This window comes from Arthrobacter sp. P1_B11 (assembly GCF_056406715.1).
On sequence record NZ_JBFTZQ010000038.1, the window covers coordinates 1 to 25386 of the forward strand.

Sequence of the window (25386 nt, forward strand, 5' to 3'; positions counted from 1 at the left end):
GGATTGGGCTGGGAGTGACCCCGCGTTTTTTGCTTAAGGGGTACCTCTTGCGCGGCATCGTGGGCGGGTCTACGCTGGTTAACAACCGATAGGTTGATCAACTGATACGTTGATTACATTCAGAAAGAACCAGGCAAGAGAAGCAAAGGCAGTGGCAGCGGACATGGGCAGTGACGACGACCTCCTCGACTTGGCCTTCCTGGCCCTGTCCGATCCGGTCCGCCGCCGCCTCATCTCCCGGCTCAGCAAGGGCCCCGCCACCGTCAATGAACTGGCCGAACCCTTCGCGATCACCAAGCAGGCGATCTCGAAGCACATCCAGGTCCTCGAGCAGGCGCAGCTGGTAACGCGTACCCGTGATGCCCAGCGCCGGCCCGTCCACCTGAACCCCGCACGGCTCGAAGCGCTCACCGCGTGGATTGACCAGTACCGGTTGGTCCGTGAGGCGCAGTTCCGCAGCCTCGACGCCGTGCTCCGCACCAATGCCGCGCCAAGCGGCACCAGTCAAAAGGACAGACAATGAGCAACGCGCTTAAACTCACCGTCCCGGACGGCGTCCCGTTCATCGATTACGAGCGGGAGTTCGACTTCCCGGTCGCTGATGTGTTCCGCGCCCACAAGGAGCCGGAGCTGATCACCCAGTGGCTGGGCCCGCGCGGCACCAACGTGGACATCGACCACTATGACTTCCGCTCCGGCGGCAGCTACCTGTACAACCACACCGGCCCCGACGGGGTGTCTTACGAGTTCAGCGGCATCTTCCATACAGTCCGCGAGAACGACTTCGCCATCCAGACCTTCGAGTTCAGCGGCTACCCGGACGTAGTCAGCATCGAATTCATGAATTTCGAGGACCTCGGCGGCGGCCGCTGCCGGCTGAGGGGTCATTCTGTCTATCCCACCCAGGAGGCGCGCGACGGCATGGCCCAGTCCGGCATGGAGGGCGGCTTGAGCGACGGTTATGAACGGCTGGAGGAGTTGCTCGCCAAGTAGTTCCGCTTGCCGCGATACACCAAAAGTACGACGCCGGGCGGTCACCTTTATGGAGAAGGTGACCGCCCGGCGTCGTACTTCTTTCTGCGGCAGGTTTCTGCGCATCCGGGCGGGGGCGCGATGTGACGGCTCATGCCCGGTTCCTTGTCGAATAACGTTGATAGTATGTCAGGACAAACTATCAAAGGAGCAGAAGTGCCACTCGTGCGCATCGATGTCAATGCGGGCCGCAGTCCCGAAGAACTGCAGCAACTCAGCCGGGGGATCCATGACGCCATCCTGGCTGAGTATGGCCTTCCGGAGCGTGACTACTTCCATATCATGACCGAGCATCCTGCGGGCCAGATTGTCGCCCAGGACGCCGGGCTCGGTTTTGAGCGGACCCCGGAAGTGGTCATGATCCAGATCTTCACGCAGGCCGGCCGCAGCCAGGAAGCCAAGCAGGCCCTTTTTGCGGCGGTGGCAGCGAAACTGGGGAACCTTGGGGTTGCCGGCGAGAACATATTTATCGGTTATGTGGAAAATGCAGCGGGGGACTGGTCGTTCGGATTTGGCCGCGCCCAGTACGTCACCGGTGAGTTGGCGGTCCCCCGGAAGTAGCATCGTCCGTCGTCCGCACGGGCCTGCCTTGCCCGTGCTCCACGCGGGGCTTGTCCAACGTTTTGGGCTGCCAAATGCAGGTTGTAAATATGTCAGTACAAACCTTTGACAGGACATTAATTCTAGGGCAAAGTAGGTGATGTGGTCCCGCTCACGGGGGCCGCGACGCACCGGAGCCCTGGCTGTTCGGCTGCTTAGGTACAGAGTTTAAACAGAAAGGTCCGCGATCACCGTGACCCACGAACTGCTTACGATCGGGCGCATCAGCGTTGATATCTACCCGAACGACATTGGGGTGGACCTGGAGGACGTGATGTCCTTTGGTAAATACCTCGGGGGCTCCCCGTCAAACGTGGCCGTCGCCGCCGCCCGCCACGGCCGCCGCTCTGCGGTCATCACACGGACCGGCGACGACGCCTTCGGGACCTATCTGCACCGGGAACTGCGCAAGTTCGGCGTGGACGATTCCTTCGTTACGCCAGTGCGGGAATGGCCGACTGCGGTGACGTTCTGCGCGATCAAGCCGCCGGAAGATTTCCCGCTGTACTTCTACGGCCGCTTTCCCACGGCCCCTGACCTGCAGATCAAAGCCGAAGAGCTGGACCTGGACGCCATCCGGGACGCACGGATCTTCTGGTCCACCGTCACCGGCCTGTGCCAGGAACCCAGCCGCGGGGCTCACCTCAAGGCCCACGAAGCACGGCCCCGCACGGGACTGAAGGACGGCCAGTACACCGTCCTGGATCTCGACTACCGGCCCATGTTCTGGGCGTCCGAGGAAGAAGCCCGCGCCGAAGTGGCCAAGGTCCTCCCGCACGTCACGGTCGCGATCGGCAACGACAAGGAATGTGCCGTGGCGGTGGGCGAGGGAACCCCGGACGAACAGGCAGACCGGCTCCTGGCCGCCGGCGTCGAAATCGCCGTCGTCAAGCTCGGCCCCGAAGGCGTCATGGCCAAGACCCGCACCGAACGCGTCGTCTCCGCCCCGGTGCCGGTGGAGACCGTCAACGGCCTGGGTGCCGGAGATTCCTTCGGCGGAGCGTTCTGCCACGGACTGCTGTCCGGCTGGCCGCTGGCCCAGGTCCTCGACTACGCCAACGCCGCCGGCGCGCTGGTGGCCTCCCGGCTCTCCTGCGCCGACGCGATGCCGACGCCGGACGAGGTCACCTCGCTGCTGGCCGAACGCGGCCGCCTTGTACCCGGGCAGTTTGCCACCGAAGGAGCAGCACTGTGACCCTCCACGTCTCCCGGACAAGCCCGGGTGCCCCAAACTCCGCACCGTTCACCGCGGACGTGGACGACGATCCCCGCCGCTACGCGCATCTGAGCACCATCCGCCTGGAAGATCCGGACGCTGTTGCCCGGGCCGCGAACGCCCGCCGCCGCCACCCCGGCCTCAAGTACGGCCGGCAGAACTTCATCGTCGCCGCCGACCACCCCGCCCGCGGCGCCCTCGCGGTGGGTAGCGACCCTGTGGCCATGGCGGACCGCCGGCAGCTGCTGGACCGCCTGCAGATTGCGCTGGCCAACCCTGATGTGGACGGCGTGCTCGCCTCGCCGGACATCATGGATGACCTGCTCCTGCTCGGAGCACTCGAGGGCAAACTGGTTTTCGGTTCCATGAACCGCGGCGGACTCGCCGGCCTGGTGAACGAATTCGATGACCGGTTCACCGGCCACACTGCCGCTGCACTGGAGGCACTGGGTGCCGACGGCGGCAAGATGCTCACGCGCATCTGCCTCGGCGACCCTGACACCGTCTCAATGCTGGAAGCGACGGCCAAGGCCATCGATTCGCTTGCCGAACGGAGGCTGATCGCGATGGTGGAGCCCTTCCTGTCCGTCCGCGAAAACGGCAAAGTCCGCAACGACCTCTCCACCAACGCCGTCATCAAGTCCATCGCCATCGCCGAGGGCCTGGGCTCCACCAGCGCGTACACCTGGATGAAGCTTCCCGTCGTGGCCGAGATGGAGCGCGTCATGGCCGCCACCACCATGCCCACAGTGCTCCTGGGCGGAGATCCGGAAGGCACCCAGGACGAAGTCTTCGCCACTTGGCAAGCTGCGCTGGCCCTCCCCGGCGTGCAGGGCCTTACCGTCGGCCGCACGCTCCTGTACCCGCAGGACGGCGATGTTGCCGGCGCCGTGGCCACCGCCGCCTCCCTCCTTAACCACACCGCAGAAGTATCGGAGTAACTTCCCATGGGGACGAGAACAGCAGCAGGAACACGCAGAATGACGGTCGCCCAGGCTGTCGTCGAATACCTGTCCAGGCAGTACACCGTGGACACGGTCGGCGGCCAGGACTACCGCGAACGCCTGATCCCCGGAACGTTCGGCATCTTCGGGCACGGCAATGTTGCCGGCGTCGGGCAGGCCCTGAAGCAGTACCAGCAGCTCGATCCGACGATCATGCCCTACTACCAGGGCCGCAACGAACAGGCACAGGCGCACCAGGCCGTGGGCTATGCGCGCCACACCCGGCGCCGCCAGACGTTCGCCATCAGCACCTCGATCGGGCCGGGTTCCTCGAACCTCCTGACCGGGGCGGCGCTGGCCACCACCAATCGCCTGCCGGTGCTGCTGCTGCCGAGTGACACCTTTGCCACGCGCGCCGCGGACCCGGTCCTGCAGCAGCTCGAGCAGCCCTACGCCTACGACATCACCGTCAACGACGCCTTCCGGCCGCTGTCCAAGTTCTTCGACCGTGTCTCCCGGCCAGAGCAGCTCTTCTCCGCGTTTCACCACGGCCTGCGTGTCCTGACGGATCCGGCCGAAACCGGCGCCGTCACCATCTCGCTCCCGCAGGATGTCCAGGCCGAGGCCTTCGACGTGCCCGAGGAGTTCCTCGCGGAACGCGAGTGGCGGATCCGCCGCCCCGACGCCGACGACGAGGACATCCGCCGTGCCGCCGAAGCCATCCGGGCCGCGAAGCGCCCGCTCATCATCGCCGGCGGCGGCGTCCTCTACGCCTACGCCAACGACGAACTCGCGAAGTTCGTTGAGCTGACGGGCATCCCGGTGGGCAACACCCAGGCCGGCGTCGGCGTCCTGCCCTGGGACCACAAGTTCTCGCTCGGCGCCATCGGCTCCACCGGCACGACGGCGGCCAACGCCATCGCCGCCGAGGCGGACCTGATCATCGGCATCGGCACCCGCTACGAGGACTTCACCACCGCCTCCCGGACCGCGTTCCAGAACCCGGACGTGAAGTTCATCAACATCAACGTCGCATCCATCGATGCTTACAAGCACGGCACCTCGCTGCCGATCGTGGCCGACGCCCGGAAGGCCCTGGTCAAGCTCAACCAGGCCCTGGGTGGCTACCGCGTGGGCGCAGACCTGGAACAGCAGGTCGCGGCGGAAAAGAAGCGCTGGGACTCCACCGTGGATGAAGCCTTCGATACCCGGTTCACGCCGCTGCCGGCCCAGAACGAGATCATCGGCGCCACCAGCCGCGCCATGGACGCCCAGGACGTGGTCATCTGCGCCGCGGGATCCCTGCCCGGGGACCTGCACAAGATGTGGCGCGTCCGCGACCCGTTCGGCTACCACGTCGAATACGCCTACTCCTGCATGGGCTACGAAATCCCCGGCGGACTCGGCGTCAAGCGCGCGGCCCTGGCCGAGGCCGCGCAGGGCGGGGCACAGCGCGACGTCGTGGTCATGGTGGGGGACGGCTCCTACCTGATGATGCACACCGAACTGGTCACCGCCGTCGCCGAGCGCATCAAACTGATCGTGGTCCTCATCCAGAACCACGGCTACGCCTCGATCGGATCCCTCTCCGAATCACTCGGTTCGCAGCGCTTCGGCACTCAGTACCGGGCCCTGAACGAGGAGCAGCACAGCTTCGACGAAGGCGAAACCCTCCCGGTGGACCTGGCCCTGAACGCCGAAAGCCTCGGCGTGAAGGTGATCCGGATCGAACAGGGCGAGAAGGTCATCGCCGAACTCGAACAGGCCATCCGCGACGCCAAGGCAGCACCGGAGCGCGGCGGACCCATCCTGATCCACGTCGAATCCGACCCCCTGCTGGACGCTCCGAGTTCCGAATCATGGTGGGACGTTCCCGTCTCCCAGGTCTCCGAGCTCGACTCCACCCGGCAGGCCTTCAAGACCTACACCGACCACAAGAACCGCCAGCGCAAGCTGCTTGGCTGAACTTCGCGAACAACAGCACCCTTCGACCACTCAAGGAAGAGCCCCATGACTGCCATTACTGACCAAAGCACCACCACAATCGGCCACTTCATCAACGGCGCCGAGACCGCCGGCGAAGGGGACCGCAGCCAGCCCGTGTACAACCCGGCCACCGGCGCCGTGTCCGCGGAGCTGCGGCTGGCCAACCGGGCGGACCTGGATGCCACCGTCGCTGCGGCCCGCAAGGCTGCCGACTCCTGGGGTGACATTTCCCTGGCCAAGCGCACCGGGGTGCTGTTCAAGTTCCGCGAACTCGTCGCCTCCCACGTTGACGATCTCGCCGAACTGATCACCGCCGAGCACGGCAAGGTCCTCTCCGACGCCAAGGGCGAAATCGGACGCGGCCTCGAGGTCATCGAATTCGCCTGCGGCATCCCGACCCTGCTCAAGGGCGACTACTCGGACCAGGTCTCCACCGGGATCGACGTCTTCTCCTTCCGCGAGCCGCTCGGCGTCGTCGCCGGCATCACCCCGTTCAACTTCCCCGTGATGGTGCCGCTGTGGATGGCGCCGATGGCCATCGCCACCGGCAACGCCTTCATCCTCAAGCCCTCCGAGCGCGACCCCTCCGCCTCGATGCTGCTGGCCAAGCTGTGGAAGCAGGCAGGCCTGCCCGACGGCGTCTTCCAGGTCCTGCACGGCGACAAGGAAACCGTTGACGGGCTCCTGACCCACCCGGACGTGGACGGCATCTCCTTCGTCGGCTCCACCCCGATCGCCCAGTACGTCCACGAGACCGCCACCAAGCACGGCAAGCGGGTCCAGGCCCTGGGCGGCGCCAAGAACCACGCCATCGTGATGCCCGACGCCGACCTCGACAACGCCGCCGACCACCTCGCCGCCGCCGCCTTCGGGTCCGCGGGTGAACGCTGCATGGCCATCTCCGTCGCCGTCGCCGTCGCCGATGCCGCCGAACTGCTGGTCAAGAAGGTCGAAGAGCGCGCCCTCGCCGTCAAGGTCAACAACGGCACCGCGCCCGACGCCGAAATGGGCCCGGTCATCACACCCGCCTCCAAGGAACGCATCATCAAGATCGTCACCGAAGCCGAAGCCGCCGGCGCCGCCATGGTGGTGGACGGCCGCGACCTGGTGGTCCCCGGCCACGAGGACGGCTTCTGGGTCGGCCCCACCGTCCTGGACCACGTCAAGACCGAAATGACCGCCTACACCGAGGAAATCTTCGGACCGGTCCTCGTCGTGGTCCGCGTGGAGGACCTGGACGCAGGCATCGCCCTGATCAACTCCAACCCCTACGGCAACGGCACCGCCATCTTCACTTCCTCCGGCGCCAACGCCCGCAAATTCCAGCGCTCCGTCACCGTCGGCATGATCGGCATCAACGTGCCGCTGCCCGTCCCGGTGGCCTACCACTCCTTCGGCGGCTGGAAGGCTTCGCTGTTCGGTGACAAGCACATCTACGGCCCCGAAGGCGTCTCCTTCTACACCCGCGGCAAAGTAGTCACCTCACGCTGGCCGGAGCCCACCCACGCCTCGGGTGCCTCCTACAACTTCCCGTCCAACTAACCCCTCAATAATCACCATCGATTGCTCCATAACCGCCGTTTTGAGCGTCCAAAACGGCACCTGCGGAGCAATCGATGAGAAGGAACGCACAATGACTGAGAACAAACTGATCATCGGCACCGCGCCGGACTCCTGGGGTGTCTGGTTCGCGGATGACCCCAAGCAGACCCCTTGGGAGCGGTTCCTCGACGAAGTGGCCGAATCCGGCTACAAGTGGATCGAACTTGGCCCCTACGGCTACCTGCCCAGCGACCCCACCCGGCTGGCCGAGGAGCTTAAGCAGCGCGACCTGAAGGTCACCGCCGGAACGGTCTTCACGGCGTTCCACCGCGGGCTGGACCAGTGGGAGACCGCCTGGGAACCTGCCCGCAAGGTCGCGGAGCTCACGGCCGCGATGGGCGGCGAGCACATCGTGGTCATCCCGGCCATGTGGCGCGACGACGTCACCGGGGAAGCCGTTGAAAGCGGCGAACTCACCGAGAAGGCTTGGAGCGACCTGTTCAGCGGCCACAACCGCCTGGGCAAGACCCTGCTGGAGGACTTCGGCCTCAAGCAGCAGTTCCATTCGCACGCCGATTCCCACGTCGGGGCCCAGGAGGACATCGAGACCCTGCTGGCCGCCACGGACCCGAAATACCTGAACTTGTGCCTGGACACCGGCCACGCCGAATACTGCGGAGCCTCCAGCCTTGAGCTCATCAAGAACTACCCGGACCGCATCGGCTACCTGCACCTGAAGCAGATCAACCCGGACATCCTCAAAAAGGTCAACGAGGAAAACATGACCTGGGCAGCCGCCAACCTGGCCGGCGTGATGACCGAGCCGCCCAACGGGCTGCCGGACCTGCGCGCCGTCATCGAAGCTGTGGAGGCCCTGAACCGGCCCATCTTCGGCATCGTGGAACAGGACATGTACCCGGTAGCCTTCGACGTTCCCATGCCGATCGCCAAGCGCACCCGGAACTACCTCCTCTCCTGCGGCTCCCGCACGGCCGTCAACTAACCGCCGCCTGGCACCCGAAACGTAAGGAAATGACAATGACTGAAACCCTTCGCGTCGCCGTTATCGGCGCCGGCCGCATGGGCGCGGACCACATCCAGCGCCTCAGCACGCGCATCCACGGTGCCGAAGTTGCCGCCGTCGTCGACGTCGATCTCGCCCGTGCGCAGGCAGCCATCGAAGGCATCCCGGGCGCAGTAGCCCTGGCCGATGCCGAGGAGGCCCTCAACAACGGCGACGTCAACGCCGTGCTGATCGCCACTCCGGGCTTCCTTCACGAGGACATCCTGCTGAAAGCGATCGCCAAGGACATCCCCATCCTGTGCGAAAAGCCGCTGACGCCGGATGCCGAGTCCTCCTGGAAGATCGTCCAGGCCGAGGAAAAGCTGGGCCGCAAACGCATCCAGGTGGGCTTCATGCGACGCTTCGACGCCGAATACGCCGCCCTGGGGCAGGTCATCCGGGACCACGAACTGGGCGAACTGCTGATGCTGCACCACCAGCACCGCAACCCCACCACTCCGGCCGGCTTCACCAACGAGATGCTGATCAACGATTCCGTGGTGCACGAATTTGACGCCATCCGGTTCTTCACCGGCGAGGAAATCACCAGCGTGCAGGTGCGCCTGGGCAAGGCCACGAAAAACGCCCCGGCCGGCCAGCACGACCCGCAGCATGTGCTGATCGAGACCGAGTCCGGTGTCCTGGCCGACGTCGAGATCTACGTCAACGCCAAGTTTGGCTATGAAGTGGCCACCCAGGCCTCCTTCGAAGACGGCATCGTTAGCATCGGGGGCGACAAGGGACCCTACACGCGCAGCGCAGGCCGCTGGGGCGGCAACGTCGCGCCCGGTTTCGAGGAGCGCTTCGGTGCGGCATACGACGTCGAAATCCAGTCATGGGTGGACGCGGCACGCCGCGGCGAAATCGGCGGCCCCACCGCCTGGGACGGCTACGCCACCGCAGCCTGCTGCGAAGCCGGCGTTGAAGCGCAGAAGAACGGCGAAAAGGTCGCCGTAAAGCTGAACGCCAAGCCTGCCCTTTACAGCTAGGAAGAAGGGGAAGGGGCGGGCCTGTGGCCTGCCCCTTCCCCTTCGTTCCAGCCCCATGCACAACCTGACTGATCCACAATGGAGTGTTCCACGTGAAAATCGCGCTAGATCCCACCCCGTTCCACCACTCGCACAGCCTGCTCGAATTCCCCCGGGCGGTGGCGGACCTCGGCTACAAGTACATGCAGATGACCCCGCACGCCGACTTCATCCCGTTCTACAACCACCCGAAGGCGGACAACGAACTGGTGGGCCAGCTCAACAAGGCCTGCAGGGACGCCGGGATCGAGATCGCCTCCGTCCTGCCTGTGCTCCGCTGGTCAGGTCCGGACGAGGACGCGCGCGAGGCAGCCGTCCGCTACTGGAAGCGAGCCATCCAGATCACCGTGGACCTTGGCGTCAGCACCATGAACACCGAATTCAGCGGCCGCCCCGAAAAGGCCGAAGAATCAGAGCGGGCCTTCTACCGCTCCATGGAAGAGCTCCTGCCGATCATCGAACGCGAAGGCATCGACCTGCTGATCGATCCGCACCCGGACGACTTCGTCGAAGAGGGACTTGCCGCCATCCGAGTCATCCGCGGCCTGAACTCCAAGAACGTCGGCCTGGTCTACGTGGCCTCGCACAGCTTCCACATGAAGAACGCACCCCTGGATATCATGCGCGCCGCGGGGGACAAGCTCCGCCTGGTCCACGTCGCCGACACCATGGACCACCACGCTTCGCACGGCCTGCGGTACATCACCAACCCGCCCGGCAATCCCGTGCGCGTGCACCAGCACCTGAAGATCGGCGACGGCGACGTCAACTGGGACGAGTTCTTCGGCGGCCTGCACGAAATCGGCTTCCTGGACCGCGACGACACCGTGATGGTCTCCAGCGTCTTTGCCGAGGACGACAACGCGGCGGACGTTTCGCGGTTCCAGCTGGAGACGATGAAGCAGTACGTGCAGAAGGTCAGCGTATGAGGCAACGGGAAGACACCCACGCGAGCTCTGTGACCACAGAAACCCCGGTACGGGCCGCCGCCGCCAATCCCAAGGGGTTCTTGCGGCGGGTTGCCCTGTTCTCCACCTTTGGCGGGCTGCTGTTCGGCTACGACACCGGCGTCATCAACGGTGCGCTGCCCTTCATGCAGCGCGACCTCGGGCTGACGCCGCTGACGGAAGGGCTGGTCACGTCCACCCTGCTGTTCGGCGCTGCGTTCGGCGCCATCACGGCCGGCCGGCTGTCGGACCGTTTCGGCCGCCGCAGGTCCATCATGGGGCTCGCCCTGATCTTCGCCGTGGCCACCGTCGCCTGTTCCTTTGCGCCCACGACGGAACTCCTCATCGCCGCCCGCACGCTCCTTGGCTTGGCGGTCGGCGGGGCATCCGTGATCGTCCCCGTGTACTTGGCGGAAATGTCGCCGGCGGCCCAACGTGGGCGGATCGTCACCCAGAACGAGCTGATGATTGTCACAGGCCAGTTCCTGGCGTTCACGTTCAACGCCGTGCTGGGCAATGCCTTCCCGGACGCCTCTCACGTATGGCGGTGGATGCTCGTGATCGCCACGCTGCCGGCCGTGGTGCTGTGGTTCGGAATGCTGGTGCTGCCTGAGAGCCCGCGCTGGCTGGCCTCGGCAGGACGCTTCGGCGAGGTCCTGGACGTGCTGCGGAAGACCCGCGCGTCGGGGGACATTTCAACCGAGTTCGATGAGGTGCGCCAGGCCGCCAGGGAGGACTACCAATCCAAGCTTGGAACCTTCCGGGACCTCACCGTGCCCTGGATCCGGCGGATTTTCCTGGTGGGCCTGGGCATGGCCATCATCAACCAGATCAGCGGCGTCAACGCCATCATGTACTACGGCACCTCCATCCTCTCCAGCTCCGGTTTCGGGGACCAAGGCGCCTTGCTCGCAAACGTCGTTAACGGCGTCACCTCCGTGGTCGCCGTCATCGTCGGCATGTCCCTGATGACGCGCGTGGCCCGGAAGTCCATGCTGATTGTGGGCTTGGGCGGAACGGCGTCCTCGCTGCTGGCCATCGGCCTGATTTCGATGCTGATCCCGGAAGGCACGTTCCGCGGCTACCTCGTGCTGCTGTTCATGGTGACGTTCCTGGCGTCCATGCAGTCCTGCATCGGCACGGTCACGTGGCTGACAATGTCCGAGATCTTCCCGCTGCACGTCCGCGGGATCGGTATGGGCATCTGCGTCTTCGTGCTGTGGATGATCAACTTCCTGATCGGCTTCTTCTTCCCGCAGATGGTCGCCGGGATCGGCGTTTCAGCTACGTTCTTCGGCTTCGTCGTCATCCAGCTGGCCGCCATCGTCTGGGTGAAGCGCGTGGTGCCGGAAACCCGGGGCAAGAGCCTCGAGGACCTGGAGCACTACTTTAAGCAGGTCCCTGCAAAGTAAGTCCGGCCGGACAGCCAACGAAGCCCCGCCCCGCATCAGATGCGGGGCGGGGCTTTGTGCTTGTTCCGGGTCGCGCCCCTAGACGCTGGCGTGCAACCGGGGGAGGGCGTCCACCAGCGGAGCCAGCTCGGGGACCTCCTGGGCTTCGGCCAAGGTCCGCTCCAGCGCTGCGTCGTGGACCGGACGGGCCTCCTCCAGCAGCTTGATGCCGTTGGCGGTCAGCTCCGTGTAGATTCCGCGGCGGTCGTCGGCACACAGGATGCGCGTCAGCAGCCCGCGGTCCTCCAGCCTGTTGACCAGCCGGGTGGTCGCGCTGGCGCTGAGGGCCGTGGCGCGGGCCAGCTGCTGCATGCGCATGTGCCAGCCGTCCTGCCGGCTGAGCGCATCCAGCACCGTGTACTCCACTACTGACAGCTGGGCGTGCGCCTGCAGCGAGCGTTCAAGTTCCGCTTCGATCAGGCCGTGCAGTGCCGCCAGCGTGCGCCAGCCCTGCGCGCGCACTTCCACGGCGTCATCCTTGATGCCCATCGTTTGTCCTCCTCCAGCCTCGCCGCCAAACGGGGAGGCCCAAATATATAGTTGCTTGCGCGGGGTATCTGCTTGTGCAACAATAAATAACGCGTCTGCAACTACTAGCGTACGCGCCCCACCCCATTCCGTACAGTTTCTAAGGAGCACTCCCATGCCTATTGGCCTGATTGCCCTCGCCCTTGGCGGGTTTGGCATCGGACTCACCGAGTTCGTCATCATGGGCCTGCTGCCCATAGTGGCCGCCGACTTCCAGGTCAGCGAAGCCTCGGCCGGCTGGCTCATCTCCGGCTACGCGCTGGCGGTGGTGGTCGGTGCACTCGGACTGACCGCCGCGGTGACCCGGTTCGAGCGCAAGCCAGTGCTGGCCGCCCTGCTCGTGCTGTTCATTGCCGGCAACCTCATCTCCGCCACGGCGCCCGACTACGGGATGATGATGATCGGCCGCATTGTGGCAGCCCTTGCGCACGGCGCCTTCTTCGGCATCGGTGCTGTGGTGGCCGCGGACATGGTGGCGCCCACCAAGAAGGCCGGCGCTATCGCCATCATGTTTACAGGCCTCACTGCGGCCAACGTACTGGGCGTGCCCTTCGGCACCATGCTGGGCCAGGCTGCCGGCTGGCGCTCCACGTTCTGGGCCATCACCGGAATCGGCGTGCTGGCGCTCGCGGGCATCTTGGCACTGGTGCCCAGAACCGGCAGCGGTGACACAGCCCCCGGCGGCCTGCGCAGCGAACTGCGTGCCTTCCGCTCCGGCCAAGTCTGGCTGTCCATCCTGGTGACCATCCTTGGTTACGGCGGCATGTTCGGCGCCTTCACCTACATCGCCTTCACCCTGACTACGATCTCCGGATTTTCCGCCTCCACAGTCCCGTGGCTCCTGATCGTGTTCGGCGTTGGCCTCTTCATCGGCAACACGCTCGGCGGCAAGGCTGCCGACCACAATGTGGACCGCACGCTGCTGGTGGTCCTGTCGGTGCTTGTGGTGGTGCTTGTGGCCTTCGCCCTAACGGCCGGCAACCAGGTCCTGACCATCGCCTCCATGGTCCTGATGGGGGGCTTCGGCTTCGCCACGGTGCCGGGCCTCCAGATGCGGGTCATGAAATACGCCGACGGCGCCCCCACCCTCGCGTCCGGCGCCAACATCGGCGCGTTTAACGTAGGCAACGCCCTCGGCGCCTGGCTGGGCGGCGTGACCATCACCGCCGGCCTCGGCTACACCTCGCCCATCTGGGCCGGCGCCGGCATCACCATGCTGGGCCTGGCCGTGATGGCCATCGCCGCGGCCAAGGCGCCCGACTCCGCGCCAAACCCTGGTCCCACCGACGCTTCTGCAGATTCGGTCGGGTCCACCACCAACGCTCCTGCAGATTCCGTCGGGTCCGGCGCCGTCGCTCCTGCACTTCCGGCAGTCCGCTGACCCTGGCAAAACACCACAACAAGAGAGAACTTCCATGAATGCAAGTCAGATCACCACGCCCATCCCTACCGTCACGCTCAACAACGGCGTCCAGATGCCGCAGCTCGGCTTCGGAGTCTTCCAGGTGTCCGACGACGAGACCACCGACGCGGTCAGCGCGGCCCTCGCAGCCGGCTACCGGAGCATCGATACCGCCGCGATCTACGGAAACGAGGCCGGAACCGGCCGCGCCCTGGCGGGGTCGGGGATACCGCGCGGCGAACTGTTCGTCACGTCCAAGGTGTGGGTGGCCGACCACGGTTACGACGCCACCCTCGCTGCCTACGAGTCGAGCCTGGCAAAGTTGGGCCTCGACTACCTGGACCTCTACCTCATTCACTGGCCGGCTCCGGCCACGGCCGGTTACCTTGAGTCCTGGCGGGCCCTTGAGAAGCTGCTGTCAGACGGCCGCGTCAGAGCCATCGGCGTCTCCAACTTCCTGCCCCAGCACCTGGAGAAAATCATTGGTCTGGGCGGAACAGTACCGGCCGTCAACCAGGTGGAACTGCACCCGGCGCTCCAGCAGCGGGACGTCGCTGCGGCAAACCAAGCCCACGGCGTGGCCACGGAGGCGTGGAGTCCGCTCGCGCAGGGGGCCGTGCTGGGGGAGCCGTCCGTCACCGCCATCGCCGCGGCCCATGGTGTGACGCCCGCCCAGGTGATCCTCCGTTGGCACCTTCACCAAGGCCGCATCATCATCCCCAAGTCGGTCACTCCGGCGCGGATCCGCGAAAACCTCGATGTGTTCGGATTCGAGCTGACGGACACCGAGCTGGCGGCCATCGACGCCCTTGAACGGGACGGCCGGACCGGGCCGCATCCCTCTGAGTTCAACGGCTGAGTCGGCCGGCGCGAGGCGCTGGCCGGCCGGTGGGACTGCGCCGGCGGTGGCCGCCCAAAGGCCAGGCGGCGGGCGCTAGCTGCCGAATGGCAGGCGAGGATCCACGTCCTGGCCTTCCCAGCTTTGGCGGACCCAGCCATGGTGGGGGTCGTCGCTGATGAGCCAGTCGCGGACCCGGCCCGGCCCGGCCATGACATTGAGGTAGTACAGGTCGTAGCCGGGCGCGGCCATGGCGGGGCCGTGCCAGCCATAGGGAACCAGGACCACATCGCCGGTGCGGACCTCGGCTGCGACGTCGATGGGGCGCTCGTCCGAGGCATAGACGCGCTGGTATCCGATGGCGTCCGCGTCAGGTCCTGGACCGGATGCGCCCGGAACATCTGCCACCCTGGTCTCGAAGTAGTAGATCTCCTCGAGGCGGGTCTCACCGTCCTTCTCCTCGTCGTGCTTGTGGGGAGGGTAGGAGGACCAGTTGCCGGCGGGGGTGATGACCTCGCACACGATGAAACGGTCCGCCTCCAGCGCCGCGGGGGTGCCGAAGTTGTGGACCTGGCGCGAACAGTTCCCGGCACCGCGCAGCTCCACCGGGGTCTCAGCCGCCGCGATCAGACGGGTGGGGTACTGGACTTTCGCGGGTGCCGTCGCGATGGCGACCCGTCCGCCGTCGGACGAAGTGACCGAGACCGCCTTCTCTGCACCGGAATACAGCACATCGCTGGGGCCGCTGAAGACGCCGGCCCGGCCGGCCAGTTCGTACTTCTCGCCGTCCACCGACACTGTGAAGGCCCCCCCCAGCGGAACCACGATCCGTTCCTCACCCGCGGCGGGGAGTTCGACGACGGCGCCCGGGGCCAGTGTGGCCACCTTCAGCCCGGTGTGTGCCCACCCTTCGACGGTGAGTGCGGAGTCCGCTGTTCCCAGCGAAACATCCCAGCAGCCTTCGGCTGCGCTGCCCAGCGGATATACCCAGTCGGCCATGGATTGTTCTCTTTCAGATTGTGAGTCGGTCAGGCTTCAGCGCTGAAGGCGTCTAACGCTGCACCAGGGTCATTTCAAAACTGTAGGAATCAGCGCGGTAGACGTGGTGGCCCGTCTCGACGTTCCGGCCCGTGTCGTCCACGGCGGTACGCTCCATGGTGACCAGCGCCGAGCCGGGTTCGGTCTCGAGGAGGGGTGCCTGGTATTCATTGGCCACCATGGCGCCGATGCGCTGGGTGGCGAGCCGGAAGTTGACCCCGCCGCTGCGCAAAATACTGTAGAGCCCCTGCGACCCCAGCAACTGCTCGTCGATGTGCGTGATGTCATCGCGGACCCAGTTCTCCATCAGGGCCAGCGGTTTGCCACCGACCTTCCGCAGCCTGGTGAAGTGGTAGACCTTCGCGCCGGCCGGCAAATGCAGAGCCTGCCTCGTGGCGTCGTCGGCCTCGATGTGCGCGAACGTGAGCACGTCGGTGGTGGGTTTGCTGCCGTTGTTAGTGAGGTCGTCGTACAGGCTGGAAAGTTCGAGGGGACGCCGGACCTGGCTCGAAACCACCTGGGTGCCCACTCCGCGTTTCCGCACGAGGAGCCCCGAGCGCACCAGTTCGTCCATCGCCTTGCGCATGGTGGGCCGGGAGAGGTTCAGTTGCGCGGCTAGGTCGATTTCGTTTTCCAGCCGGCTGCCTGGCTCTAGCAGCCCCGTGTGGATTGCAGCCTCGATGCCCTGCACCACCTGGTGGTAGAGGGGCACCGGCGACGATCTGTCGATGCTGAGGTGAAGTTGGTTCGCCATTGAGTGCTCCCTTTGCGCTGCGGGCCGTCCTGCGTCCAGGAACCCGTATGTCAGGTGCATGTTCGCTTGATAGGACATACTACCTTTTTGATAATAGCAGCGAGAAGCCCCCGGTCAAGGGCCCGCGGCGGATATCTCTGATCCCCCATCCCGGTGCGATTTGGGGGCGGGAGTGTGGCTGATCCTGGGAATTTTAGGTACAAACATCCTAATGTCAGGACAAACTATTGACATCTGTGAGCCGAATCACGATGATCGGTGTAGAAGGCGTGGTGACCCCGCAACCTGGCGCCGGTCCCAGCCCCCAAATCAAAGGAGATTTATCGTGGTCAAGTTTTCGTGGCGCAAGACGGCCGTCCTCGCCGCCGTTGTTCCCATGCTGGCTCTCAGCGCGTGCTCCAGCCAGGGCGGACGGGCCCCCGAAGCCAACAGCGCAGGCGGCGCGGGCCAGGTCGCATCGACGCCCCGAATGAAAATTGCCCTGATCACACACGCCCCCGCTGGCGACACGTTCTGGGACACCGTCCGTAAGGGCGCGGAGGAAGCAGCGGCCAAAGACAACGTGGAGCTGCTGTACACCGGTGACCCGGAAGCCGGCCGGCAGTCGCAGTTAATCCAGCAGGCTGTCGACCAGAAGGTGGATGGGATAGCCGTCACCCTGGCCACGCCGGACGCCCTGAAGGGCTCGCTGAAGAAGGCCGCCGAGGCAGGCATTCCCATCGTCAGCCTCAACGCCGGCGAATCCGTCTCCAAGCAGCTCGGTGCCTTCACTCACTTCGGTTCCAACGAGCAGCTGGCCGGTCAGGCCGTGGGAGAAAAGCTGGCAGGGGAGGGATTCAAGCACCCGATCTGCGTGATCCAGGCCCAGGGGCATGTGGGCCTCGAAGCCCGCTGTCAAGGCGTGAAGTCAAAGGTGCCCGGGACGGAGATCCTGTACGTGAACGGGGCTGACATGACGGCGGTCGAGTCCACGGCGACGGCCAAGCTGCAGGCCTCCAAGGATGCTGATGTCATCATCGGCCTAGGCGCACCGATCACGCTGACGCTCCTGAAGTCCGTCGCGACCGCGGGAAGTTCCGCCAAGGTGGCCAGCTTCGACCTCAACCGCGACCTTACCCAGAAGATCGTCGATGGCAGCGTGCTGTTCACGGTGGACCAGCAGCCGTGGCTGCAGGGTTACGGCGCCGTTGACGCGTTGTGGCAGAACAAGCGCGGCGGCTTCAAGCTCGGTGGCGGCCAGTCGGTGCTGACCGGTCCGGCCATCGTCGACAAATCCAACGCCGCAGACGTCCTGAAGTTCGCCGAGCAGGGCATCCGCTAACAGTCCGCCAGCCTGGCCCGGCCCAGTGCCGGGCCAGGGAGCAAGGAGAATCATCATGACCATGACCCCGACAATGACAAAACCAGCTGTGGTGGATGAACGCGTTGGAAAGCGCAACCCTCTGCAACAGTTGCTCGGACGTCCGGAAGTAGGCGCCCTCGTCGGCGCGATCGTCCTCTTTATCTTTTTTGCCGCCGTTTCCCAGACGTTCATCCAACCGAATGCCTTCGCCACCGTCCTCTACGGCAGTTCCACCATCGGCATCATGGCGGTGGGGGTCTCGTTGCTGATGATCGGCGGCGAGTTCGACCTTTCCACGGGCGTCGCGGTCATCAGCTCAGCGCTGACGGCGTCGATGTTTAGCTGGTACTTCAGCATGAACGTCTGGGTCGGCGTGATCCTGGCCCTGGTGGTGTCGCTGAGCATCGGCTTCATCAACGGCTGGATCCTCATGAAGACCAAGCTCCCGAGCTTCATCGTCACCCTCGCCACGTTCCTGATGCTGACCGGCCTGAACCTGGGCCTGACCCGCCTGATCGGCGGCGGTGTGTCCTCCCCGTCCATCTCCACCATGGACGGCTACGAGTCAGCGCAGGCCGTCTTCTCCTCGTCGGTGAACATCGCCGGGGTGGATGTGAAGAACACCGTCTTCATCTGGATCGCTCTGGTTGCTGTGGCGTCCTGGGTGCTGCTGCGCACCAAGGTCGGCAACTGGATCTTCGCCGTCGGCGGCGACGCCAACGCCGCCCGCGCCGTCGGCGTCCCCGTCAAGGCGACCAAGATCGGCCTCTTCATGGCGGTCGGGTTTTGCGGCTGGATCCTGGGCATGCACAACCTGTTCGCCTTTGACGCCGTCCAGTCCGGCGAGGGCGTGGGCAACGAATTCCTCTACATCATCGCCGCAGTTATCGGCGGCTGCCTGCTCACCGGTGGCTATGGTTCGGCCGTGGGCGGCGCGATCGGCGCCTTTATTTTCGGCATGGCCAACAAGGGCATCGTCTACGCCCAGTGGAACCCGGACTGGTTCAAGTTCTTCCTGGGCCTGATGCTTCTCCTGGCCACCATCGTGAACCTGATCGTCAAGCGCCGCGCAGATTCAAGTAAAGGCTGAATATCATGAACGCCAAGCAGATCGACCAGCAACAGCTCCTCAAAGACGAAAAAGATCCACTCACCCACACCCCGGTGCACCTGCTCTCGCTGGAGAAGGTGGGCAAGCACTACGGCAACATCGTTGCCCTGACCGACGTCACCATGGCCGTGGACAACGGCCGCGTCACCTGCGTCCTGGGTGACAACGGCGCCGGCAAGTCAACGCTGATCAAGATCATTGCAGGCCTGCACCGGCACGACGAAGGCGTGCTCCACGTCATGGGCGAGGAACGGAAATTCGATTCTCCCAGGGACGCGCTGGATGCCGGCATTGCCACGGTCTACCAGGACCTCGCCGTCGTTCCCCTGATGCCCATCTGGCGCAACTTCTTCCTCGGTTCCGAGCTGACGTCCGGTTTTGGCCCGTTCAAGAGCCTGGACGTTCAAAAGATGAAGGACATCACCAAAAAGGAACTTGCCGAGATGGGCATCGACCTGCGCGATGTGGAGCAGCCCATCGGCCAGCTCTCCGGCGGTGAACGCCAGTGCGTCGCGATCGCACGCGCCGTCTACTTCGGCGCCAAGGTCCTGATCTTGGACGAACCGACGGCCGCCCTGGGCGTGAAGCAGTCCGGCGTCGTCCTGCGCTACATCCTGCAGGCCCGCGACCGCGGACTGGGCGTCATCTTCATCACCCACAACCCCCACCATGCCTTCCCCGTCGGGGACCGGTTCCTGCTTCTCAAGCGCGGCAAATCCATCGGTTACTACGACAAGAAGGACATCACCCTCGACGAACTCACCGCCCAGATGGCCGGCGGCGCCGAACTCGCCGAACTCGCCCACGAGCTCGAACAGCTCGGCGGCCACGGCGACGTCGTCAAGGAAGTCCAGGCCGAAGTCGCCGGCACCGCAAGCCAGCTGCCGGCATGACCCCTGAAATCGGACTGACAACCAAGCAAAAGGAAAGCATGAAGGACATAACGCTCGGGCTCGTCGGCGTCGGCCGCATCGGGGTGATGCACGCCGGCAACATCGCGTCGCTGAACAGCGTGCTGCAGCCGCAGGGGATCAACGTCCGGCTCAGGCTGACGGATGTTGCCGCGGACCACGCCCGCACCATCGCCCTGGGTCTGGGCGCGGAGTTCCTGCCGTCTGTGGAGGAGCTGATCGGATCGGGGATCGACGGCCTGGTCATCGCCACCGGCACGGGCACGCACCCGAAGCTGATCAGGGCGGGCGTGGACGCCGGCATTCCGGTGTTCTGCGAGAAGCCGGTAGCCATGAACGTGGCGGATTCGCTGCCCGTCCTGGACTACATCCGGGCAAATCAGGGAACCGTCCAGATCGGGCACCAGCGGCGGTTCGACGCCGGCTATCTCGAGGCCAAGCGCGCCTTCGAGGCAGGCGAGCTTGGCTGGATCCACTCGCTGCGCGCCGTCACCTGTGACATGGCGCCGCCGCCCGTGGAGTTCCTGGCGACCTCGGGCGGGTTGTTCCGCGACTGCTCAGTCCATGATTTTGACATTCTGCGCTGGCTCACCGGCCGGGAAATCGTGGAGGTCTATGCCAAGGGCTCCAACAACGGGGACCCCGCCATCGGGGCAGTGGGGGACGTGGACACCGCACTTGCCGTGGTGACGTTCGACGACGGCACGCTGGGTTCCGTAGGGGCCTCCCGCTACAACGGGGCCGGGCACGACGTCCGCCTGGAAATCCAGGGTTCGGCCGGTTCCCTCATGGTGGGCCTTGACGAGAAATCAGCAGTGACCTCCGCGGAAGCCGGGATTGGGTTCCCGTCGGGAGCCTCCCACAAAACCTTCGCGGAGCGCTTCGACCAGGCCTACCGCTCCGAGGTGGAGGCCTTCGTGGAGCTGGTGCTCGGCCGGCGGGAAAACCCCTGCACGCCGGAAGACGCCGTGGCGGCCTCCCGGGTTGCTGACGCCGCCCAAGAGTCGCTCGAAACCGGGCTGCCCGTGCGGCTGGCTGCCGCCGTGGCACTCTAAGGGCGGAGCTTCCCTGGACGGAGCTTCTCAGGGTGGTGCCGGAAACCGGCAGGCTAGCGGTTTCGCCGGCAGACGTCCACGAAGGCGCGGAACGGCGCCAGCCGCTGGACCTCTGGCAGTTCGACCGCCTCGGGATGCCACTGGACCGAGGCCACCCACCGCTCAGGGTCCTCAAGTGCCTCCACGGTGCCGTCCTCCGCCACCGCGGTCACCACCAGGCCTGGTGCCACCTGCGCCACGGCCTGGTGGTGGCCCGACGCGATCTTCACGCTGCCTGCACCTGAGATGCCGGGGACGGGATCTGCGACGGCGCCGTACAGACGCGCCACCTTGGAGCCCGGCGTCATCGCCACGTCGTGCCAAGCCCACAGTCCGCCGCCTTCAGCGGGGCTGTCGCGGTGCGGCACGGTGCCCGGTGCCATGTCCTGAATCAGCGTTCCGCCGTAAAGGACGTTGAGCAGCTGGTGGCCGCGGCAGATGCCCAGCAGGGGGAGCCCTGCGTCGATTGCCTGGCGCGCCACCGCAATGTCCAGCCTGTCCTGTTCCGGGTTGACGTCGTAGCAGGTGCCGCCCGGAACTTCGCCGTAGAGCCGCGGGTCGAGGTCGCCGCCGCCGGGGAGTACGACGCCGTCGAGCGCCTCAGGCGCGCCGGCGCGCCTGCCGCCGTCGAGCACGCCGCCCTCCACCAGATCGGGGGTCAGCAGCACCGGTTCGCCGCCGCCGTCGCGCACGAGGTCCACGATGTAATCGAAGAGGCCGTTGGCCTCCGCCACCCGGGCGTCTGGATCGGCTGAACTGCTGAGCCGGACAGGGATGCCGATGCGCGGGCTGCCGGCAGTCGATGAACTCTGCATGCTCAAATTCTGCACCAATTTTTAGCGGCTAGGCTGGCCGGATGAACAACCGATATCTCGTGTCCAGGGACCGCTTCATCGCCGCCGCGCCGGCCCGGATCTTCGAGGTCCTGGCCACTCCGGCCCTGCACAGCGAAATCGACGGTTCGGGCACGGTGAGGGGCACCCAGCCCCGCGGCCCAGAACGGCTTGGGCCGGGGGTTGAGTTTGGTATGGAAATGAACGTCAAGGTGGACTACAAGATTCTGAACACCGTGACGGAATTCGAAGAAGGGCGCAGGATCGGCTGGCGCCACTTCTACGGGCATGTCTGGCGCTACCTGCTGGAGCCGGCCACGGACGCGGCCGGAATCCCCGGCACGCTTGTCACAGAGCAGTGGGACGCACGCCAGGTCCGCGGCAAGTTCTTCCTCCGGCTGGCAGGGTACCTCCGGCGCCACCCCGACAATATCGAAAACACCCTCGCCAGGTTGGATACCTACGTTTCGGACTCATACGCTGCCGGCCGACGCACTGCCGGCTGACGCGTAGCCGACTGACGTTCAGCCGGGGCATTTTCCGCGGTCCGCCGCCGTTTCTGTAGTGTTAGGCCCATCGAGGGCAGCATGCAAGGCGAAAGTGGGTCGTTCCAATGGGTCGCAGGACACTGGTTGACGACCTCGTCGACGGCCTGCTGGACGACATCCTTGACGGCAGGCTGAAGCCGCACGATGCGCTGCCCCCGGAGGCCGACATCGCCAAGGCCTACGACGTCAGCCGCCTGACGGTCCGCGAGGCGCTCAAGGCCCTGCGGGCGCAGAACATCCTTTACGTCAAGGCGGGCCGCGGAACCTTCGTGAATCCCGCGGACAACTGGACCGGCCTTGACGCGATCATCAAGGCGGCGTCATACGGCAACGCCGAGGACCAGGTCTCCAGGGGGCTCATTGAGGTGCGGCGCATGGTGGAGACCGGCGCGGCCGCGCTCGCCGCCAGGCGCCACACGCCGGAGCACGCCGAGGACATGCGCCGGTCGATCGCCGACATGAAGCGGTTTCACGAATCCGGCGACCTTGACGGCTTCGTGACCGCGGACATCGCGTTCCATGACGTGGTGCTGAAGGCTTCGGGCAACCCGTTCGTGCGTGCCTTGCTCGCCCAGCTCGGCCAGTCCCTGTACCGCGCCCGCCGCGAGACTTCCGCGGTCGAGGAGATCCAGCGCCACGCCATCGCCTTTCACCAGCGCGTGCTGGACAGCATCCTCACCGGCGACTCCGAGCTTGCCCGCCGGGCGATGGACGAGCATATGGACCAGACGTTCGAGGACTACGAACGCTACGTCCACGGCACGAAGTCCTGAGCTGAACCCACCGGCCTTGACGTAATGCGCGTCACCCTTCTATGCTTTTGCTCATGTTCTTCCGTCAGATGTCTGACATCAGATTCAAATAAGAATCAAAAAACGCTCTGATCTGGAGCGGACAGAACCCCCCATAAAAGCATCGGATTCCTCCGCGCGAAGCCGCCGGCCCGGAACCGTCAGATAGAAGGTCGATGATGACTTCATTAACCACAAAGTCCGGACTCGGCGAGCTTGGCGACCGCACACTCCGCAAAGTCCGCCGCCGCGTCATGCCCCTGATCGTTCTCCTGTACTTCGTTGCGTACCTTGACCGCAACAACGTGGGCTTCGCCAAGCTCACCATGAGTGAGGACATCGGCCTCACCTCTGCAGCCTACGGGCTGGGCGCAGGCATCTTCTTCCTCGGCTACGCGCTGCTCGAAATCCCGAGCAACGCCGGAATGTACCGGTTCGGAGCCCGAAAGTGGCTGGCCCGCATCCTCATCACGTGGGGCATATTCGCCGCGGCCATGTGCCTCGTGAACGGTGAGACCACCTACTACATCATCCGGTTCCTGCTGGGCGCCGCTGAGGCAGGGTTCTTCCCCGCCATCCTGTTCTACCTGACCCTGTGGTTCCCCGCAGCGCAGCGCGTCACCGTCCTGGGCATCTTCATCCTCGCCCAGCCGGTCTCCAACGCCCTCGGCGCCCCGGTTTCCGGCCTGCTGCTCCAGATGGACGGAGTCCTCGGACTGCACGGCTGGCAGTGGCTCTACATCCTCGAAGGCATCCCGGCCATCCTCCTCGGCCTGCTCACCCCGATCCTCATGACGGACCGTCCGCGGGACGCCAAGTGGCTCAACAACGACGAGCGCGAATGGCTCGCCACCACCATGGACGCCGAACTGGCGGCCAAGTCCCAGGGCGGCAGCCATAACTTCCTGGCCGGCCTCAAGGACAAGCGCACCCTGGTCTACTCTGCCCTGTACTTCGGCCTGGTCTGCGGCATCTACGGTCTGGGCCTCTGGATGCCCACCATCGTTGCCGCGCTGGGCAAGTTCTCCACCGCGGAGGTCGGGTTTATCGTCCTCATTCCGTACGCCATCGCAGCGGTGTTCGTGTACTTCTGGAGCAAGCGTGCAGACAAGACCGGCAAGCGGGCCTGGCACAGCGCGGTCAGCATGGTGCTCGCCGGCGTGGGCCTGCTGGCCGCAGGCTACCTGCTCCCGATCAACCCGGTTCTGGCACTCATCGGCCTGACGGTCTCGGCCATGGGCATTTACGGCGCCATCGCCCCCTTCCTGTCCATGCCGTCCGCGGCGCTGACCGGTGCGGCAGCAGCCTCCGGCCTTGCCATGGTCAACTCCCTCGGCAACCTCGGCGGCTTCGTGGCCCCCTATGCGGTCGGACTCCTCAAGGACGCCACCGGCAACAACCAGAGCGGTCTGTTGTTCCTGTCCTTCTGCCTCTGCGTCACGGCGGTCGCCACGTACTTCTATGCGCGGAAGCGCCCCGAAGGCGATGCCGCTCTGGACCCCGCCGTCGCAGCTGCAGCCAAAGCCACCATCTCCCGCTAAGAACCACCCAGCGAACCACACGAAGGAATATCTGCAATGAGCTCAACCACTGCTTTCCCCGCCGACCGCACAGTCGTGCTGACCGGTGCGGCCTCCGCCCGCGGCATCGGCCGCGCAGCTGCCGACCGCATGGCCAGCGAGGGCTGGTCCATCGCGATCCTGGACATCAACGCCGAAGACGCGAAGGCCGCAGCTGCAGAGATTGGCTCCAACCGTGCGGTGAAGGCCATCGGTGTCGGCGCGGACGTCTCCGACGCTGCCTCGGTGGACCGTGCGATCAGCGAAATCGAAGAGTCGCTGCCGCCGATCGTGGCCCTGGCCAACCTCGCGGGCATCAGCTCTCCGACGACGTTCATGGAAACCACCGTGGAGGAGTGGGACAAGGTTTTCGCGATCAACATGCGTGGGACGTTCATCGTCTCCCAGCGTGTCCTCAAGGGCATGATCGAGCGCAAACTCGGACGCATCGTGAGCATTTCCTCGATCTCGGCGCAGCGCGGCGGCGGCACCTACTCCAAGGTTGCCTACAGCGCCTCCAAGGCCGGCATCATCGGATTCACCCGGGCGCTGGCCCGTGAGGTGGGCGAGTTTGGCGTGACCGTCAACGCCATCGCCCCCGGCCCTATCGACACCGACATCATGGGCGGCACGCTGTCCGATGAGCGCAAGGCGCAGATGTCCGAAGGCATCATGATGGGCCGCGTCGGCACCCGGGAAGAGGTTGCTGCACTCATCTCCTTCCTGCTGGGCCAGGACTCCGGCTACATCACCGCCGCCACCTATGACATCAACGGCGGTCTCCAGGTCTCCTAACCTGATCCCACCAGCAACACCGGAAGTGCCCCG

General features: G+C 65.4%; 25 protein-coding genes. 21 read left to right on the forward strand and 4 right to left on the reverse strand.

All coding sequences use genetic code 11. From position 1 onward, the window contains the following. The first annotated feature begins 163 nt into the window (after nt 1-163). The 11 genes from AC1D14_RS20765 to AC1D14_RS20815 all read left to right on the forward strand — a co-directional run bounded on the left by AC1D14_RS20765 (nt 164) and on the right by AC1D14_RS20815 (nt 11770). Nucleotides 164-523 (forward strand): ArsR/SmtB family transcription factor, encoded by a 360-nt coding sequence (locus AC1D14_RS20765; RefSeq protein WP_476969121.1) that lies wholly within the window; start codon nt 164-166, stop codon nt 521-523. Continuing rightward, nucleotides 520-993, forward strand: a complete 474-nt coding sequence (locus AC1D14_RS20770; protein WP_230117956.1) for an SRPBCC family protein — start codon at nt 520-522, stop codon at nt 991-993. The genes AC1D14_RS20765 and AC1D14_RS20770 overlap by 4 nt, the downstream gene beginning before the upstream one ends. 195 nt (nt 994-1188) lie before the next feature. Continuing rightward, the gene (locus AC1D14_RS20775) at nt 1189-1593 is read left to right on the forward strand and encodes a tautomerase family protein (RefSeq protein ID WP_476969113.1); all 405 of its coding nucleotides are present in this window, start codon (nt 1189-1191) and stop codon (nt 1591-1593) included. A 232-nt stretch (nt 1594-1825) separates the two neighbouring features. After that, complete coding sequence (gene iolC, locus AC1D14_RS20780; protein ID WP_476969114.1) at nt 1826-2827, forward strand: 5-dehydro-2-deoxygluconokinase; 1002 nt, start codon at nt 1826-1828, stop codon at nt 2825-2827. A 59-nt stretch (nt 2828-2886) separates the two neighbouring features. Continuing rightward, the gene (locus AC1D14_RS20785) at nt 2887-3789 is read left to right on the forward strand and encodes a Cgl0159 family (beta/alpha)8-fold protein (protein WP_230117995.1); all 903 of its coding nucleotides are present in this window, start codon (nt 2887-2889) and stop codon (nt 3787-3789) included. A 39-nt stretch (nt 3790-3828) separates the two neighbouring features. Then, complete coding sequence (iolD, locus tag AC1D14_RS20790; protein WP_476969115.1) at nt 3829-5757, forward strand: 3D-(3,5/4)-trihydroxycyclohexane-1,2-dione acylhydrolase (decyclizing); 1929 nt, start codon at nt 3829-3831, stop codon at nt 5755-5757. Nucleotides 5758-5802: 45 nt separating this feature from the next. Continuing rightward, nucleotides 5803-7320 (forward strand): CoA-acylating methylmalonate-semialdehyde dehydrogenase, encoded by a 1518-nt coding sequence (locus tag AC1D14_RS20795; protein ID WP_230117960.1) that lies wholly within the window; start codon nt 5803-5805, stop codon nt 7318-7320. A gap of 91 nt (nt 7321-7411) precedes the next feature. Next, the gene (locus AC1D14_RS20800; RefSeq protein WP_230117961.1) at nt 7412-8323 is read left to right on the forward strand and encodes a sugar phosphate isomerase/epimerase family protein; all 912 of its coding nucleotides are present in this window, start codon (nt 7412-7414) and stop codon (nt 8321-8323) included. Nucleotides 8324-8358: 35 nt separating this feature from the next. Further along, nucleotides 8359-9372 (forward strand): Gfo/Idh/MocA family protein, encoded by a 1014-nt coding sequence (locus AC1D14_RS20805; RefSeq protein ID WP_230117962.1) that lies wholly within the window; start codon nt 8359-8361, stop codon nt 9370-9372. Nucleotides 9373-9464: 92 nt separating this feature from the next. Next, a complete protein-coding gene (locus AC1D14_RS20810) occupies nt 9465-10340 on the forward strand; it encodes a sugar phosphate isomerase/epimerase family protein (RefSeq protein ID WP_230117963.1) in 876 nt (291 codons plus the stop codon). Beyond that, nucleotides 10337-11770, forward strand: a complete 1434-nt coding sequence (locus AC1D14_RS20815) for a sugar porter family MFS transporter (protein ID WP_476882043.1) — start codon at nt 10337-10339, stop codon at nt 11768-11770. The genes AC1D14_RS20810 and AC1D14_RS20815 overlap by 4 nt, the downstream gene beginning before the upstream one ends. A gap of 78 nt (nt 11771-11848) precedes the next feature. Here AC1D14_RS20815 and AC1D14_RS20820 read toward each other — a convergent pair whose 3' ends face one another. Further along, entirely contained in the window at nt 11849-12298 is a 450-nt protein-coding gene (locus AC1D14_RS20820) for a MarR family winged helix-turn-helix transcriptional regulator (RefSeq protein ID WP_476882042.1), read from the reverse strand. A gap of 154 nt (nt 12299-12452) precedes the next feature. On the opposite strand from AC1D14_RS20820, the gene AC1D14_RS20825 reads away from it, so the two are divergent. Then, nucleotides 12453-13718 carry an MFS transporter gene (locus AC1D14_RS20825; protein ID WP_476882041.1) on the forward strand — a complete coding sequence of 422 codons (1266 nt, stop codon included), beginning with the start codon at nt 12453-12455 and terminating at the stop codon, nt 13716-13718. A 34-nt stretch (nt 13719-13752) separates the two neighbouring features. Continuing rightward, nucleotides 13753-14598 (forward strand): aldo/keto reductase, encoded by an 846-nt coding sequence (locus AC1D14_RS20830; protein WP_476969116.1) that lies wholly within the window; start codon nt 13753-13755, stop codon nt 14596-14598. Nucleotides 14599-14673: 75 nt separating this feature from the next. Here the strand turns inward: AC1D14_RS20830 and iolB are convergent, their stop codons facing one another. Together iolB and AC1D14_RS20840 are read right to left on the reverse strand one after the other, a co-directional pair. Continuing rightward, nucleotides 14674-15576: a 5-deoxy-glucuronate isomerase gene (gene iolB / locus AC1D14_RS20835; protein WP_230117968.1), complete on the reverse strand. Its 903-nt coding sequence runs from the start codon at nt 15574-15576 to the stop codon at nt 14674-14676. A 52-nt stretch (nt 15577-15628) separates the two neighbouring features. Then, a complete protein-coding gene (locus tag AC1D14_RS20840) occupies nt 15629-16369 on the reverse strand; it encodes a GntR family transcriptional regulator (RefSeq protein WP_230117969.1) in 741 nt (246 codons plus the stop codon). Between the two features lie 325 nt (nt 16370-16694). Here AC1D14_RS20840 and AC1D14_RS20845 point away from each other — a divergent pair, with 325 nt between their 5' ends. The 4 genes from AC1D14_RS20845 to AC1D14_RS20860 are packed head-to-tail and all read left to right on the forward strand — an operon-like array spanning nt 16695 to nt 20788. Further along, the gene (locus tag AC1D14_RS20845) at nt 16695-17690 is read left to right on the forward strand and encodes a substrate-binding domain-containing protein (protein ID WP_230117970.1); all 996 of its coding nucleotides are present in this window, start codon (nt 16695-16697) and stop codon (nt 17688-17690) included. A gap of 55 nt (nt 17691-17745) precedes the next feature. After that, nucleotides 17746-18801, forward strand: coding sequence for an ABC transporter permease (locus tag AC1D14_RS20850; RefSeq protein ID WP_230117971.1), 1056 nt, complete (start codon nt 17746-17748; stop codon nt 18799-18801). Between the two features lie 5 nt (nt 18802-18806). After that, on the forward strand, nt 18807-19715 hold the full coding sequence (locus AC1D14_RS20855) for an ATP-binding cassette domain-containing protein (RefSeq protein WP_230117972.1): 909 nt from the start codon (nt 18807-18809) through the stop codon (nt 19713-19715). Nucleotides 19716-19753: 38 nt separating this feature from the next. Further along, nucleotides 19754-20788, forward strand: a complete 1035-nt coding sequence (locus AC1D14_RS20860) for a Gfo/Idh/MocA family oxidoreductase (protein WP_476882062.1) — start codon at nt 19754-19756, stop codon at nt 20786-20788. A gap of 53 nt (nt 20789-20841) precedes the next feature. Here AC1D14_RS20860 and AC1D14_RS20865 read toward each other — a convergent pair whose 3' ends face one another. After that, nucleotides 20842-21642: a gamma-glutamyl-gamma-aminobutyrate hydrolase family protein gene (locus tag AC1D14_RS20865; RefSeq protein WP_476882037.1), complete on the reverse strand. Its 801-nt coding sequence runs from the start codon at nt 21640-21642 to the stop codon at nt 20842-20844. A 41-nt stretch (nt 21643-21683) separates the two neighbouring features. Between AC1D14_RS20865 and AC1D14_RS20870 the strand changes: the two genes are divergently transcribed. The 4 genes from AC1D14_RS20870 to AC1D14_RS20885 all read left to right on the forward strand — a co-directional run bounded on the left by AC1D14_RS20870 (nt 21684) and on the right by AC1D14_RS20885 (nt 25353). Further along, nucleotides 21684-22166, forward strand: coding sequence for an SRPBCC family protein (locus AC1D14_RS20870; protein WP_476882036.1), 483 nt, complete (start codon nt 21684-21686; stop codon nt 22164-22166). Between the two features lie 107 nt (nt 22167-22273). After that, on the forward strand, nt 22274-22981 hold the full coding sequence (locus AC1D14_RS20875) for a FadR/GntR family transcriptional regulator (protein WP_230117976.1): 708 nt from the start codon (nt 22274-22276) through the stop codon (nt 22979-22981). Between the two features lie 194 nt (nt 22982-23175). Beyond that, a complete protein-coding gene (locus tag AC1D14_RS20880; RefSeq protein WP_476882035.1) occupies nt 23176-24540 on the forward strand; it encodes an MFS transporter in 1365 nt (454 codons plus the stop codon). A 36-nt stretch (nt 24541-24576) separates the two neighbouring features. Further along, nucleotides 24577-25353, forward strand: a complete 777-nt coding sequence (locus AC1D14_RS20885) for an SDR family NAD(P)-dependent oxidoreductase (RefSeq protein ID WP_230117978.1) — start codon at nt 24577-24579, stop codon at nt 25351-25353. The last annotated feature ends 33 nt before the right edge of the window (nt 25354-25386 follow it).

What these genes read in the sequence shown, in the direction of transcription:
- AC1D14_RS20765 (WP_476969121.1), top strand. Translation starts at nt 164, where the DNA reads ATGGGCAGTGACGACGACCTCCTCGACTTGGCCTTCCTGGCCCTGTCC.
- AC1D14_RS20885 (WP_230117978.1), top strand. Translation starts at nt 24,577, where the DNA reads ATGAGCTCAACCACTGCTTTCCCCGCCGACCGCACAGTCGTGCTGACC.
- AC1D14_RS20880 (WP_476882035.1), top strand. Translation starts at nt 23,176, where the DNA reads ATGATGACTTCATTAACCACAAAGTCCGGACTCGGCGAGCTTGGCGAC.
- AC1D14_RS20800 (WP_230117961.1), top strand. Translation starts at nt 7,412, where the DNA reads ATGACTGAGAACAAACTGATCATCGGCACCGCGCCGGACTCCTGGGGT.
- iolB (WP_230117968.1), bottom strand. Translation starts at nt 15,576, where the DNA reads ATGGCCGACTGGGTATATCCGCTGGGCAGCGCAGCCGAAGGCTGCTGG.
- AC1D14_RS20830 (WP_476969116.1), top strand. Translation starts at nt 13,753, where the DNA reads ATGAATGCAAGTCAGATCACCACGCCCATCCCTACCGTCACGCTCAAC.
- AC1D14_RS20795 (WP_230117960.1), top strand. Translation starts at nt 5,803, where the DNA reads ATGACTGCCATTACTGACCAAAGCACCACCACAATCGGCCACTTCATC.
- AC1D14_RS20855 (WP_230117972.1), top strand. Translation starts at nt 18,807, where the DNA reads ATGAACGCCAAGCAGATCGACCAGCAACAGCTCCTCAAAGACGAAAAA.
- AC1D14_RS20825 (WP_476882041.1), top strand. Translation starts at nt 12,453, where the DNA reads ATGCCTATTGGCCTGATTGCCCTCGCCCTTGGCGGGTTTGGCATCGGA.
- AC1D14_RS20805 (WP_230117962.1), top strand. Translation starts at nt 8,359, where the DNA reads ATGACTGAAACCCTTCGCGTCGCCGTTATCGGCGCCGGCCGCATGGGC.
- iolD (WP_476969115.1), top strand. Translation starts at nt 3,829, where the DNA reads ATGACGGTCGCCCAGGCTGTCGTCGAATACCTGTCCAGGCAGTACACC.
- AC1D14_RS20840 (WP_230117969.1), bottom strand. Translation starts at nt 16,369, where the DNA reads ATGGCGAACCAACTTCACCTCAGCATCGACAGATCGTCGCCGGTGCCC.
- AC1D14_RS20865 (WP_476882037.1), bottom strand. Translation starts at nt 21,642, where the DNA reads ATGCAGAGTTCATCGACTGCCGGCAGCCCGCGCATCGGCATCCCTGTC.
- AC1D14_RS20850 (WP_230117971.1), top strand. Translation starts at nt 17,746, where the DNA reads ATGACCATGACCCCGACAATGACAAAACCAGCTGTGGTGGATGAACGC.
- AC1D14_RS20875 (WP_230117976.1), top strand. Translation starts at nt 22,274, where the DNA reads ATGGGTCGCAGGACACTGGTTGACGACCTCGTCGACGGCCTGCTGGAC.
- AC1D14_RS20770 (WP_230117956.1), top strand. Translation starts at nt 520, where the DNA reads ATGAGCAACGCGCTTAAACTCACCGTCCCGGACGGCGTCCCGTTCATC.
- AC1D14_RS20870 (WP_476882036.1), top strand. Translation starts at nt 21,684, where the DNA reads ATGAACAACCGATATCTCGTGTCCAGGGACCGCTTCATCGCCGCCGCG.
- AC1D14_RS20860 (WP_476882062.1), top strand. Translation starts at nt 19,754, where the DNA reads ATGAAGGACATAACGCTCGGGCTCGTCGGCGTCGGCCGCATCGGGGTG.
- AC1D14_RS20820 (WP_476882042.1), bottom strand. Translation starts at nt 12,298, where the DNA reads ATGGGCATCAAGGATGACGCCGTGGAAGTGCGCGCGCAGGGCTGGCGC.
- AC1D14_RS20815 (WP_476882043.1), top strand. Translation starts at nt 10,337, where the DNA reads ATGAGGCAACGGGAAGACACCCACGCGAGCTCTGTGACCACAGAAACC.